Origin of the sequence: Acinetobacter sp. CIP 102529 (assembly GCF_000368325.1) — a bacterium.
Lineage (GTDB): Bacteria > Pseudomonadota > Gammaproteobacteria > Pseudomonadales > Moraxellaceae > Acinetobacter > Acinetobacter parvus.
Window position 1 is genome coordinate 705999 of record NZ_KB849355.1, and the last position, 13279, is coordinate 719277.

Genomic DNA, 13279 nt, shown 5'->3' on the forward strand with positions numbered 1-13279 from the left:
AATGGCTGAAGTACTTCATCACGACAACCACGGTCATGGCGGTCATCACGAACACGATGACACAGACTTAACGGTCTTTGGTTTCTGGACATATTTGATGAGTGACTTGATTCTTTTCGGATCACTCTTCATTGCGTTCGCTGTATTAAGCAGTCATATTCCGCCTGGTACTCCAAGTGCGAAAGATCTTTTTGGTGATTCTTTAGGTTTTGTTTTAACCGAAACTTTTGCCCTTTTGATCTCTTCTGTGACTTTTGGTTTTGCAGTGCTTGCATCATATAAAAAGAACGTTAATCAAGTGATTGCTTGGTTGTTTGTTACTTTCTTATTTGGTGCATCGTTCATTGGGATGGAAATCTATGAATTCAATCATTTAGCTTTCCATTATGAATATGTAAACTCATTGGGTGAAACTATTCATGGAGCTGGACCAACTACAAGTGCATTCTTATCTGCATTCTTTACTTTGGTTGGTACACACGGTATCCACGTAACCTCTGGTTTAGTTTGGATGCTCGTGCTTATGTATCAAATCAAGAAGAATGGTTTGACACTTCCGAATACACGTCGTCTTGCTTGCTTAAGCTTGTTCTGGCACTTCCTTGACATCGTTTGGATCTGTGTATTCAGCGTCGTTTACTTACTGGGAGTTCTCTAATGAGTAGTCATGACCATAATGCTGCTGGTGCATCACACGGTAACTTTAAGCAATACACGGTTGGTTTTATCCTATCTGTCATCCTTACCATCATCCCATTCGGGATGGTGATGGCAGGTGGTTTCGGTCGTGGCGTTTTAGTGACTGTGATTGCAATCACTGCTGTTGCTCAGGTTATTGTACAGCTTGTGTATTTCCTACACATGAATACCTCATCTGAACAACGCTGGAACCTGATTGCATTTATCTATACGATTCTTTGTATTGCGGTACTTTTAGTCGGTTCTGTGTGGGTAATGAACTACCTACACTACAACATGATGATCTAAACTGGTCGTCATGTTTAAAAAGTATTTATTCCTGACTAAGCCAGGAATTCTCTTCGGTAATTTTATTACCACCTTGGGCGGCTTCTTCTTAGCCGCCCAAGGCTCCATAGACTGCCTCTTATTATTACTTACGCTGATTGGAACAACTTTTGTGGTTGCGTCTGGTTGTGTCGTAAATAATGTGATTGATCAAGACATCGATCAAAAAATGCAACGCACCATGAACCGTGCACTTGTTAAAAAGACCATCTCCCCCACCATTGCACTGCTTTATGCATTTGTGTTGGGTATGATTGGCTTTGGCATGCTTTGGTTTTATGTCAATGCGTATGCGTTTTTATTCGCAGTCATTGGTTTTGTCGTCTATGTCGGTTTCTATAGCTTGTGGACCAAACGTACCACAATCCATCAAACCGTCATTGGTAGTATTTCTGGAGCGAGTCCACCTGTCATTGGTTATACGGCTGTAAGTCACCATTTCGATATGGCGGCCCTACTGATTTTTGTAGCCTATGCCTTATGGCAAATGCCGCATTCATGGGCAATTGCAATCTATCGTTTTGATGATTATAAAAATGCAGGAGTGCCAATCTTACCTGTAGCTCGCTCTATCTATAGAACGAAAATAGAATCACTGATCTATGTGGTTTTATTCACTGTCGCGATGAATGCTCTATATGTTTATGGATACACCAATGTTGTTTTTCTGGTGATCTGTAACCTGCTTTGTGCCTACTGGTTCTACATTGGTATTTTAGGATTTAAAGCTGAAGATGACCAGCTTTGGGCAAAACGCTTTTTCTTATTCTCCGTGATCCTCATCACTGTGATTAGTCTAAGCTTTAGCTTTACCTTTAAAAGTCCTGCACCTTTCCTCCCTATTTTTTAAAAAGATAGAGAACACTCTATCTTTTTATTCTCCCCTCGTTGTAATCATTTCGGGCAATAAAAACATTCTATAGTCCATAGCCAGAATCAAACCCAATGAAACCTCCTTGAGATATCCTTATTGACTACGTATCTCAATTCCAAATATCAATATAATAACTTGCGATTTAAGCCAAACATGACTAGAATTGTCGCTTCGCAATTTGCGACATAACTAAATTAGTTATGACTCCTTGCTTCTGGCTTTATCAAGTCAGGGGCTGCTTAAACCGTAAGGAGCTGACAATGCGTCACTACGAAATCGTACTATTGGTACACCCAGACCAAAGCGATCAAGTTGTAGGTATGGTTGAACGCTATATCTCTCAGATCAAAGAAGCTGAAGGTCAAATTCACCGTTTAGAAGATTGGGGCCGTCGCCAATTGGCTTACCCAATTAACAAGATTCATAAAGCACACTACATTCTTATGAATGTTGAATGTGGTCAAACGACTCTTGATGAACTAGAAGAATTGTTCCGTTATAACGACGCGATCATTCGCAACATCATCATCCGTCGTGAACACGCAATCACTGAAGAATCTCTACTTGCGAAAAGTGCTGAAGAAAAACGTGCCCGTAAGGCGCAACGTGAAGAAGCACAACACGCAGTTCAAGAAGCTGAATAAGGAGAACATCAATGGCACGTTTTTACCGTCGTCGCAAGTTCTGCCGCTTTACAGCTGAGAAAGTTGCGTACATCGACTACAAAGATATCGACACTTTAAAACAGTACATCACTGAAAACGGCAAGATTGTTCCTAGCCGTATTACAGGTACTAAAGCTCGTTATCAACGTCAATTAGCGTTAGCGATTAAACAAGCGCGCTATTTAGCGTTGATTCCTTACACTGACAATCATAAGTGAGGTTGAGCCGTGGATATTATCTTATTACAACGCATTAAGAACCTTGGTAAATTGGGCGACAAAGTATCAGTTAAAGCTGGTTACGGTCGTAACTTCCTGATCCCTCAAGGTAAAGCTGTAGCTGCAACTGAAGCAAACACTGCTGCTTTTGAAGCTCGTCGTGCTGAACTTGAAAAACAGGAAGCTGCTATTTTGGCTGCTGCAAATGCACGTGCTGAACAATTAAACGAAGTGAATATCGTCATCACAGCTAAAGCTGGTGATGAAGGTAAACTTTTCGGTTCGATCGGTACTCGTGACATCGCTGATGCCTTGACCAATGCTGGTCTTGCTGTAGACCGTGCAGAAGTTCGTTTACCAAACGGTGCGCTTCGTCACACTGGTGAATTCAACATCGCAATCCAATTGCACCATGATGTTGTTGCTGAAGTTCTCGTTACAATCGTATCTGAGTAATTTTTGCAAAGAAAAGGGCATGTTTTTACATGCCCTTTTTTACGTCTCAATTTTGCCAAAACCATCAAGCTGTATTTTCACCACTTACACAATTTTCTTCCAATTAAACCCTCCTGTCTGCATCCATTTGGATTAAGATAGTCACTCTTTTACGGTTTCATCTTTTTATTAGGTCTTGTTATGTCACAGGCAAATGCCAGTTTTGCAAAAAATACTCCAAAGACAGAGAGTAACGTGAATGACTCAGGTCAATTGAAAGAATTTAGAACGCCACCGCATAATCTGGCGATTGAACAGGCAGTACTGGCGGCTTTAATGACGGTTGCTGAATCATTTGAACAAGTCGGTGACTTGCTGAAAGAGAATGATTTTTATGCCACACGCCATAAATATATTTACCGTGCCATTGAAAAACTGGCACAGGAAAACTCGCCTTATGACGCGGTTCTGGTCAATGACTGGTTACTCAAGCAAAACCTGCTGGATGCGATTGGTGGTGAAGAGTATTTAATGCAATTGATGGCAGATTCTCCATCAAGCTTCTATAACCTTGAAATCTATGCCAGTAAGATTAAGGAATTTTCAACCTTACGCAGCATGATCAAGGTCAGCACAGATATTTTACAAAATGCCTATGACACCAAGGGCCGTCCTGTCAGCGAAATTCTGGACTTGGCTGAAACCAATATTTTCTCTTTGGCAGAACAGCATAACAACAATAAAAAGGATTCAGGCCCAAAATCAATCAGTTCAGTCACTGCGGATGTAATTAGCAAACTAGATGAGCTGTCCAAAATGGATGGCAATATCACAGGCCTTTCCACAGGTTTCCTTGAACTGGACAATAAAACCTATGGGATGCAGGCAGGTGATTTAATTATTGTGGCGGCTCGTCCCTCTATGGGTAAAACCACATTTGCCATGAATCTGGTTGAGAGCGTTTTATTTAACAGCAATCTCCCTGCCCTTGTTTACTCAATGGAGATGCCTGCGGATTCCATCGCCATGCGTTTGATTTCCTCCTATGGCAAAGTGCATCAAGGCCATCTGCGTTCAGGTAAGCTGGATGGAGATGAATGGTCAAAGGTTACAGGCACGATTTTGCAGTTACAGGAAAAACATCTTTATATTGATGATTCCTCTGCTCTGCCACCAACGGAGGTTCGGGCACGTGCCAGACGTATTGCTAAAATGCATGATGGAAAAATTGGCTGCATCATGGTCGATTACTTGCAGTTAATGAAAGTGCCAGGTATGGGTGATAACCGTGTTGGTGAGATTTCGGAAATTTCCCGAAGCCTGAAAGCATTGGCAAAAGAAATGCAATGTCCAGTAATTGCTCTCTCACAGCTGAACCGTTCCTTAGAGAACCGACCTAATAAACGCCCTGTGATGTCAGACTTGCGTGAATCTGGTGCAATTGAACAGGATGCGGACTTAATCATGTTTATTTACCGTGACGAAGTCTACAATAAAGAATCTAAAGAAGCAGGCACAGCCGAAATTATTATTGGTAAACAGCGTAACGGCCCAATTGGTACGGTGCGTCTTGCTTTTGAAGGACAATATACGCGTTTTAGTAACTTATCTCCTGAGTATTATGCTCAGTATGATGATGAAGAGTAATGATTGCATTGCTCTTTTTTATTAAAACCATGATTTAATCTGACTTATTAACTTTGCCCACCATAGTTTCCAGCTTGAGACTAAATTCGAATTTTGGCTATTTTCTTCCATTTCAAGTGATGGAAATGCTTTATTGAGTTGTTCACATGTTGGATATTTTTGTTGAAGTTTTGCTAAGTAATGCGATTGATCATATTGTATAAACCCATCCAAGATACCAATTGTTTTGATACCAATTGTTTTCCGCCCCCCGATTGTACACTTTGCCATCTGTCGATTCCAAGCTAAAAACGGCTGCACTGGTCTAGAAACACTGAGCTGATTATGAGCACAACTCAAAGTTGCAAATGAAGTAATTTGATATTGTTCAGGTTTAGCACCGTCAGGAGTATAAGCTAAACCTATGATCAAACTGCCCTTTTCAATATTTTGACTAGAAAATGTACTTTTCCATTGTGTAGGTTTTTTATATTTAACTTCATCTAGTTTTGAGCGAAAAATAAATTGACCTGAACTCAGTTGAAAGATGAAGTCTGAACTCCCCTGTACTGGCAGTGAGTCGTGGTAACGGGCGATAAATACGTCATTGAGTGAAAGTGGCATACAAGCCCTAACTGACTGACAAAAAAATAATATAGTCCATCCCAGATAACAAAATATTTTCATCATTTATTCAGCATATCCTTGTTTAAAATGCATTGTTTAATCTCTCTTTGAGTTCATTTAAATTACAAACCCACGCTCCACCATCATCTGATTCTTGCCCTAACTCGTAAAGTTCAGAATTTCCCTAAGTGGGAGCATCTAACACCATGATAGCTTTTAGAATGTATAGTTTTATATGGAAAATAAAGCCTGAAACTTTTACAAATTATTTGCAATCAATAACCTAATAGATTTTTCGATCTTAAGTTAATTTATGATCAAAAACCTAGATGTTCATGTCTATTTGAGCTTGATAAGTCTACAATAGTGAATATTTTTAAATAGAACTATTTTTTGTATTTATTTATCACTCAACAGTGTATCTAACACAAATTACCAATTGTCATTCCCAAGGAGTAACGAGGGTGCGCCAAGCAACAGTTTATATTGACAGTCAGGCACTGCAATATAATTTAAACCGTGTCAAACAACTTGCCCCAACAGCGAAAATTGTCAGCATGGTCAAGGCCAATGCTTACGGACATGGTGTAAAAGAATGCTTAGCAGCCTTAAAGGATAGCGATGCTTTCGGTGTCGCTTGCGTTGAAGAAGCCTTAGAAATCCGAGAGTTGGGATATGCACAGCCCATCACCCTGATTGAAGGTGTTTTTTCTGAAAATGAAATGATTCAAGTGATTGGGCAAAAACTGGAATGTGTTGTTCATCAGACCCTGCAGGTTGAATGGTTAATTGCCCATAAAGATCATTATAACGCTTTGAATCTAAAGGTCTGGGTAAAGCTGAATAGCGGTATGAATCGCTTGGGTTTTAAAGCGACAGAAATTATTGAAGTGATTCAACGCTTAAAATCACATGGTTTTACCTGTGTACTCACCATGCACTTTGCCAACGCTGATTCAGATCATCCATTAAATGAACAACAAAAAAACCAGTTTCTACAAGTAAAACAAGCATGTGAACCGATTCTGGCATCGTGTTGCAATTCTGCGGCAATCTATAAATATCCTGAACTACATTTCGACTTTGTTCGTCCAGGGATCATGTTGTATGGTGCAACGCCTTTTGCCGATCAAAACGTCCATACGCTTGATCTCAAACCTGTGATGACATTTAGTGCTAGAATTATTGCGCTTAATTCTATTCAACAAGGCGAATCTGTAGGTTACGGTTCAACCTTTACAGCAGCACAGCCTATGAAGATTGCCATTGTCTCAATTGGCTATGGTGATGGTTATCCAAGAGCTTATATCAAACCAAATTTTGTGGCGATTAATCACCAATTAGTTCCCTTGATCGGGCGTGTAAGCATGGATATGATTGCCATTGATGTCACTGGTTTGCACGTTGAATTAGGCACGCAAGTTGAATTATGGGGCAAACACCGTTTGGTAGATGATGTCGCTACCGCAAATGGCACCATTGGCTATGAACTGCTATGTCGCCTGAGCCAACGTCCAAAACGTCAACTCTTGTATTAAGCAGATTAAAAGATAGGTCAGGAATTTATGATCACTGACCTATTCGATGTATTATAAAAATTAGCTTAAACCAAAAACAAGCACAAACCAATATCTTGGATTTTTAAGCCACTTCATCCATTTGTATATCCGCAAGCAATGGAATCAATGCTGCAATCAAACCCTCATTTAACAAATAGGGATTAAACTCGGCCTGTTGTAGATGCTGCTGGAAAAACTCTGAAACTTGACTATTTTTCCGCACAAATTTCATTGACCAATCGTTGAAATGACCTTGTGAGATGCGTTGAGGATTAAAAATATAAATCTGATGATGGCGAGGGTCTTGCCTGATTTTATCAAGCAGTTCCAAAATAACTGCTTGTTCTCCCTCCAGACACTGGAAAAAATAACCATCTGCAAAGTACAGCACACCATATATATTATTCACATAATTAAAATGGTGTGCCTCATTTAAAACTTCTCTTAAATCAAGTGGCAAATATGATTTTTCAGAAGTACTGGTACTGGCATAACAAAGTTGAAATATCATTTTTTTCTTACACTTATAAAGCATTTTAGTTCATTATGCCTGTCTTTGCTGACTAGCCCCAATAATCTACTGTTGGTTTTGGTAGTTCCTGCAAACCACGGCGCAAGGTATCAGACCACTGCTTACTAATTTGGCTAAAGTAAGGGTCTTCCTCACTGATGCGCTTGCCCTCTGGAATCATAAAACTGTCTTTATGATAGACCAACGCGTCTAAAGGTAATCCAACAGAAACATTAGACCTTAATGTTGAATCAAAAGAGATCAAACTGCAACGTAATGCATCATCTAATGGCATCGTATAGTGCAGTGCACGATCTAAAATTGGCTTTCCATATTTACTTTCACCAATCTGAAAATATGGTGTATCAGTTGTGGCACAAATAAAATTGCCTTGAGGATAGACATTATAAAGTTGCATCTCATCACCCTGTATCTGTCCACCTACCAAAATACTACAGGAATAATTCATCTGTTCCTGAGTATCAGTCGTAACATCCTCAAGCACCTTACGCAAAGTCTTTCCAATTAATTCAGCAACTTCAAACATGGTATTTGCGCTATATAAATTTGGCTCTTGATGTAATGTTAAAGCATTTTGTAAATGACCAATAACAGCTTGAGTTGTTGCTAAATTACCTGCTGTTTGCAATGCAATAAAACGCTCACCCTCAATACCAAAGGTATGTAATTTACGAAATACAGAAATATGATCGACCCCTGCATTAGTTCGAGTATCACTAATCAATACCAAACCTTGCTCTAATCTTAATGCACAACAATAGGTCATCTCTTTTTCTCTTTACCTTCAACAAGCCAAAACTTGAACACTGGATGTCATACTTTCAATGCCACCCTGTTCACGCACACCCCGTACGGGCGCAACATCCAGATAATCACGGCCAATTGCCACATAGATATGACTTTTGGGCGTGAATATCTGGTTACTGATATCGAAACAATACCATTCATTTTCCACAAAAACTTCTGCCCATGCGTGACTGGCAAGGTGTGGCTGGTTTTGATCGTATAAATAACCCGACACATAACGGGCGGGTAATTGTAACGCACGGCACATGGCAATAAACACATGTGCATGATCCTGACATACACCTTGCCCAGCATAAAATGAATCTATTGCAGAAGTCGTTACAGATGTGCTTTCAGGCTGATAAGGGATGTGCTGTAAAATCTGCTCTGCCAATAAAATAAGGTGGTGGCGGTCTTTCACTTTTACAATAGTCTGGGCAAAATCCCGCATCATCGAGTCACAACAGGTCATTTGTGTGCCCTGTAAAAACAATATTGGTGAAACACCAGTGTCCACATAACCCAGTTCAGTATCATACAAATCAACAACCCCCTGCGCCATAATGGTCAGGTAATGGTAGTCATGTCGCTGGCTTGCCGTAATCCAGAGGTTGTTAAAGGCATCAAGTTTACTGGTGTATTGCCCTGGAACGCTAATATGCCAGGACTCAACCAACTGGTGCCGTGAACTCTGCGGTATCATTTTAATCGACTGCACACTATTCCGTGCAGCCTGCGTATAATGATAATGCGTTTGATGATTCACCATCAATTTCATGCGAACACCTCAAATTGATTTTCCAGTTTATAGGTAAATGCATAAAACTGGTTCAAGTCAGGTTGATTTTTCAATATTTTCCAACTTGGTTGCAAATCATCCCAACCTAAATGAAATAATCGTTCAATCACTGAATCAATCGTATTCAGCACATCATGAATATTATGCTGCAACCGAAAACAGGTATCAATTTGCTCCATACCCTGTCCAATATGAAAAAATAAAGCAATATCCTCTTGTTCTGTTTTCAGGATTGCACAACATTCCTTTACGATATTCTGGATAGTTGGCACATCAGGTATAACATTTTTTATTAGCTGGTTCAGCTCGGCATAAGTTTCAGAACTCAATAGTCCCCTCAGTTCCTGAATATTATCCCGGGCAATCTCAAGCTGGCTCATCAAGGAATATGGCTGTTGCCGATCCAGCATAAATTGGTTCAAACTTTCAGCATCATCAATATGCAGACACAATGCCTGTGCAAATCTTGCTGCCTGTTGGTCATCTGTAAAGGGCAAATGACTCGCCATATACTCAATACGAAATAAATAACGACCTAACCAATAAATATGTTGAGCACTTGAGCTAAGTAAAAGCATAAATCTCCTCCCTTATTAATCATAAATTCCTGTGAAATATCGCACTGCACACAAAGGATATGTGCAATGTTATTGCTGCATAGGAAAGATGTTAGGAGTGCAGCGATTCCACCACCCAGGTATCCTTAATGCCGCCACCCTGAGAAGAGTTGACCACCAGCGAACCTGCCTGCATAGCCACCCGCGTTAATCCTCCTGGCACAATTTCCGTACGGTAAGGTGAACTCAATACAAATGGGCGTAAATCAATATGTCGCTCAGCAACGCCATCTGTGGTCAATGTCGGTGCAACTGACAGTGCCAAGGTTGGCTGTGCAATATATAAATGCGGGGTCTGCATAATTTTCTGTCTAAATTGCTCAATTTGCTGTTGATCCGCTTGAGGCCCAATCAACATGCCATATCCACCTGAACCCTGTGCTTCCTTAACCACCAACTTTTCCAGATTGTTGAGCACATAATCCAGTTGTTCACTGTCTCGGCATTGATAAGTAGGCACATTACTTAAAATCGGGGTTTCTCCCAGATAATACTGAATCATTTGGTCAACATAAGGATAGATTGACTTGTCATCAGCAACCCCTGTTCCTGGTGCATTAGCAATCACCACATTGTTCTGTAGATAGGCCGACATCAAACCCGCCACACCAAGCGTACTGTCAGCACGGAATACCAGTGGGTCTAGAAACTCATCATCAACACGGCGATAAATCACATCCACCTGCTGACGGCCACGAATGGTTTTTGCAAAGACCTTGTCATTCTCAACAAAAAGATCACGACTTGTCACCAGCGGCACATCCATTTCACGCGCCAAAAAGGCGTGTTCATAGTAGGCACTGTTAAAACGGCCTGGAGTCAGCACCACAATAAAGGGCTTATCAACATAGGCATTCTCTTCCAGAATAGCCCTTAATAAAGTTGGGTATTGTTCAATCCCCTGTAAATTATTGCTACTGCACAAATCAGGCATCAATTTTTGGCTGATTTTTCGGCTTTCCAGCATATAAGACACCCCTGATGGCGTTCTTAAATTGTCCTCAAGCACAAAGAAATCACCTCGCCCATCTCGAATAATGTCTATGCCGCTGATTTGTGAATAAACCTTGCCTTTAAGATGATGCCTGAGCATATGCGGCTGAAAGGCTTCATGTGCCATCACCTGATGTGCGGGAATCAGCCCATCCTTAAGAATGTTTTGTTCATGGTAAATGTCATCCAGAAATAGATTTAGCGCCTTAACACGTTGTGCACAGCCTGATGATATTTTCTCCCATTGTTTTTTCTCAATGACACGCGGGATTAAGTCATAAGGAATGGTCCGCTCTGTTCCCTCCTGATCCCCATACACATTAAAGGTGATACCCTGATACAAAAAATGCTGCTTTGCCTGCGCTCCCAGCACCTTTAACTCATCAAGGCTACGGATACTTAACCATTGTTCAATCTTTTTTGATGCCTCTCCATTAAAGCTCTTATCATCGAGCATTTCATTAAAAAATTGTGATTTGAGTTGTTCAAACAGGTTAGTGGTAATACTGCTCAGCTCTGGAATATCTGGAATATCTGGAATAAATGTGGACGAATATACCGAAACCGCTGCCGTTTGGTCTGGAGAATAATAATCTGTACTGATATTTAGATTGTGTTCTTGTTCTGGCATAGAAACCTCATCTCATCATTTATTTATCTCTTAAGTAAGCAATTTCAATGCCACCTATATAAAATGATCATTTTTGAAGCAGTTTTAAAAGTTTTAAGCAAATCTGCATTGGTTTCAGTCGTAAATACGTAATCTAAATGTGATGTACTTGCTAAATAATCGGAGTTTTTTTATTGTGTCAGCTCTAGCTCATTGAATTGCATATTACGCCTATGTCATCCATACAAGAAAAAGAAACGTCAAACAGCCTTTATCGTCAATGGCAAATCTTGTCCCGCCTTTCTACGGGTAAATGGATGGGCACGCGTGAATTGCAGGAAATTCTGGAACGTGAGGGTATTGAGATTAGTTTGCGTACGATTCAACGTGACTTAAATCAAATTTCACAGCGTTTTCCCATTGAAAGCAATAAAACGGTTCCGCAAGGCTGGCGCTGGCGTTCAGACGCGCCCATCCAGAGTTTGCCGCACATGACCAGCTCACAGGCGGTCACCTTTATGATGGTGGAAGAGCATTTACGCCATTTGCTTCCACCCAGCTTGCTTGAAGAAATGATGCCGTGGTTCGACTTGGCAAAACGCAGTCTTTCCACACAAAACAATGTCAGACAATGGATCAACCGTGTGCGCATTGTTCCAGCGACACAGCCGCTCATTCCGCCAATTGTGGATAAACATGCACAGCAGGCAATTTATGAGGGACTGTTACAAGACAAGCAAATTGAATGTATCTATCGTGCCAGAACCCATCAGGGAGAAGATAAAACCTATATCCTCAATCCTCTGGCACTGGTACAAAAAGGTGCAGTGATTTATTTAATCTGTACCAGAAATGATAAAACTGAAGTGCAAACTTTTGCCCTGCACCGTTTTAAGGCAGCCACGGTTCTGGATAGTCGGGCACTGCATCCTGTCAATTTTGATATTGATCATTACATTGACTCAGGTGCACTGGGTTTCCGCGTGGATTACAGCAAACCAACTGAACAAATTCAGTTAAAGCTAACCATGACGGAAAATACAGCCAAAAGCTTTTATGAAAGCCAGTTGAGCAAAGACCAGACCATTACGGCACTAGAGGAAAATATTGTTGAGGTGAACGCAACGGTTCCCTTTACGTCTCAACTGGTGTGGTGGTTACGCAGCTTTGGTAAAAAGCTGCTCAATATTGAACCGAGCATTGTATATAATGCTGTGAAAGAGATAGAAGATTAACAAGGCAAAAGATTTAACGTAATTGACTATCCTTACTTCCCCGCCGATTAAATAGCTCCAGTGCTTTGCTCTTTTCCTCAAGTTGTTGCTGGCAACGAATACAATATTTCACGCCTTTCATCGCTTCACGGCGGGCTTGAGGAATGGGCTCGCCACATTCTTCACAATATAGTGCGGCTTCTCCATCTTCATTATGAGAAAGACCTTGTCTTGCTTTTGCAATCGCATCATGAATTGTTGCATCAATCTGCTCCTGCTCTGCACCGTCACGTGCCCAACCACCTGCCATTGCTGATCCCGTTTCATTTTTATCTCTTGTCAATTTAAAATTCTAAGACCATTTTATTTAGCTCACAATACGATTATTTGTACTGATTACAACTGCTGTGCTGTCAACTCCAAAACATAAGAGTTTTTATTTTTAGAAAAAAATAAGGGAATCAATAGATTCCCCTAGATTTCTTATTAAAATTCTCTGTACACGACAAAAATAGATAACTCATTGAAATAATGTCACAATAATTGTTTTCTAACGACGAATACTATGACACATCTCAATGAGTTATATCTTATCTTAAACAAATCTCTAAAATGGAACAAGTCACATTTAAAGTGCTTTTCGCTCATCATGCTTGCGATCATTTTAAAGCAAACGTGCAATCTTTCTTCTGCATCTA

General features: G+C 40.5%; 16 protein-coding genes and 1 pseudogene. 10 read left to right on the forward strand and 7 right to left on the reverse strand.

Annotation, left to right across the window (positions count from 1 at the left end; all coding sequences use genetic code 11):
* Position 1 precedes the first annotated feature (1 nt).
* The 7 genes from cyoC (at position 2) to dnaB (ending at position 4865) form a co-directional block, all read left to right on the forward strand.
* A complete protein-coding gene (gene cyoC / locus F972_RS08625; protein WP_004682484.1) occupies positions 2 to 658 on the forward strand; it encodes a cytochrome o ubiquinol oxidase subunit III in 657 nt (218 codons plus the stop codon).
* Positions 658 to 987 carry a cytochrome o ubiquinol oxidase subunit IV gene (locus F972_RS08630; RefSeq protein ID WP_004676987.1) on the forward strand — a complete coding sequence of 110 codons (330 nt, stop codon included), beginning with the start codon at positions 658 to 660 and terminating at the stop codon, positions 985 to 987. Before cyoC ends, F972_RS08630 begins: the two co-directional genes overlap by 1 nt.
* Positions 988 to 997: 10 nt before the next feature.
* Positions 998 to 1876, forward strand: a complete 879-nt coding sequence (cyoE, locus tag F972_RS08635; protein WP_004676986.1) for a heme o synthase — start codon at positions 998 to 1000, stop codon at positions 1874 to 1876.
* 284 nt (positions 1877 to 2160) lie between these two features.
* Positions 2161 to 2544: a 30S ribosomal protein S6 gene (rpsF, locus tag F972_RS08640; protein WP_004676984.1), complete on the forward strand. Its 384-nt coding sequence runs from the start codon at positions 2161 to 2163 to the stop codon at positions 2542 to 2544.
* Between the two features lie 11 nt (positions 2545 to 2555).
* Complete coding sequence (gene rpsR / locus F972_RS08645; RefSeq protein WP_004676982.1) at positions 2556 to 2783, forward strand: 30S ribosomal protein S18; 228 nt, start codon at positions 2556 to 2558, stop codon at positions 2781 to 2783.
* 9 nt (positions 2784 to 2792) lie between these two features.
* Positions 2793 to 3239, forward strand: a complete 447-nt coding sequence (rplI, locus tag F972_RS08650; RefSeq protein WP_004676981.1) for a 50S ribosomal protein L9 — start codon at positions 2793 to 2795, stop codon at positions 3237 to 3239.
* Between the two features lie 180 nt (positions 3240 to 3419).
* Positions 3420 to 4865 (forward strand): replicative DNA helicase, encoded by a 1446-nt coding sequence (gene dnaB, locus F972_RS08655; protein WP_004682499.1) that lies wholly within the window; start codon positions 3420 to 3422, stop codon positions 4863 to 4865.
* A gap of 21 nt (positions 4866 to 4886) precedes the next feature.
* Here dnaB and F972_RS08660 read toward each other — a convergent pair whose 3' ends face one another.
* Positions 4887 to 5468: a hypothetical protein gene (locus F972_RS08660; protein WP_004769554.1), complete on the reverse strand. Its 582-nt coding sequence runs from the start codon at positions 5466 to 5468 to the stop codon at positions 4887 to 4889.
* A gap of 467 nt (positions 5469 to 5935) precedes the next feature.
* On the opposite strand from F972_RS08660, the gene alr reads away from it, so the two are divergent.
* Positions 5936 to 7009: an alanine racemase gene (alr, locus tag F972_RS08665; RefSeq protein WP_004769556.1), complete on the forward strand. Its 1074-nt coding sequence runs from the start codon at positions 5936 to 5938 to the stop codon at positions 7007 to 7009.
* 103 nt (positions 7010 to 7112) lie between these two features.
* Here the strand turns inward: alr and F972_RS08670 are convergent, their stop codons facing one another.
* From F972_RS08670 to F972_RS08690, 5 genes are all read right to left on the reverse strand, one after another.
* Positions 7113 to 7541, reverse strand: coding sequence for a BLUF domain-containing protein (locus F972_RS08670; RefSeq protein WP_004757740.1), 429 nt, complete (start codon positions 7539 to 7541; stop codon positions 7113 to 7115).
* Positions 7542 to 7593: 52 nt separating this feature from the next.
* The gene (locus F972_RS08675) at positions 7594 to 8328 is read right to left on the reverse strand and encodes a proteasome-type protease (RefSeq protein WP_004757739.1); all 735 of its coding nucleotides are present in this window, start codon (positions 8326 to 8328) and stop codon (positions 7594 to 7596) included.
* 18 nt (positions 8329 to 8346) lie between these two features.
* Positions 8347 to 9126 carry a transglutaminase family protein gene (locus F972_RS08680; protein WP_004769557.1) on the reverse strand — a complete coding sequence of 260 codons (780 nt, stop codon included), beginning with the start codon at positions 9124 to 9126 and terminating at the stop codon, positions 8347 to 8349.
* Positions 9123 to 9725 carry an alpha-E domain-containing protein gene (locus tag F972_RS08685; protein WP_004682508.1) on the reverse strand — a complete coding sequence of 201 codons (603 nt, stop codon included), beginning with the start codon at positions 9723 to 9725 and terminating at the stop codon, positions 9123 to 9125. The genes F972_RS08680 and F972_RS08685 overlap by 4 nt, the downstream gene beginning before the upstream one ends.
* A gap of 91 nt (positions 9726 to 9816) precedes the next feature.
* The gene (locus F972_RS08690; RefSeq protein WP_004682509.1) at positions 9817 to 11388 is read right to left on the reverse strand and encodes a circularly permuted type 2 ATP-grasp protein; all 1572 of its coding nucleotides are present in this window, start codon (positions 11386 to 11388) and stop codon (positions 9817 to 9819) included.
* A 212-nt stretch (positions 11389 to 11600) separates the two neighbouring features.
* Between F972_RS08690 and F972_RS16105 the strand changes: the two genes are divergently transcribed.
* Positions 11601 to 12602: a helix-turn-helix transcriptional regulator gene (locus F972_RS16105; RefSeq protein WP_004682511.1), complete on the forward strand. Its 1002-nt coding sequence runs from the start codon at positions 11601 to 11603 to the stop codon at positions 12600 to 12602.
* Positions 12603 to 12615: 13 nt separating this feature from the next.
* Here F972_RS16105 and F972_RS08700 read toward each other — a convergent pair whose 3' ends face one another.
* On the reverse strand, positions 12616 to 12891 hold the full coding sequence (locus tag F972_RS08700; protein ID WP_004676973.1) for a DksA/TraR family C4-type zinc finger protein: 276 nt from the start codon (positions 12889 to 12891) through the stop codon (positions 12616 to 12618).
* Between the two features lie 255 nt (positions 12892 to 13146).
* Here F972_RS08700 and F972_RS15865 point away from each other — a divergent pair.
* Positions 13147 to 13279, forward strand: a pseudogene (locus tag F972_RS15865) (IS4 family transposase); the annotation flags it as partial.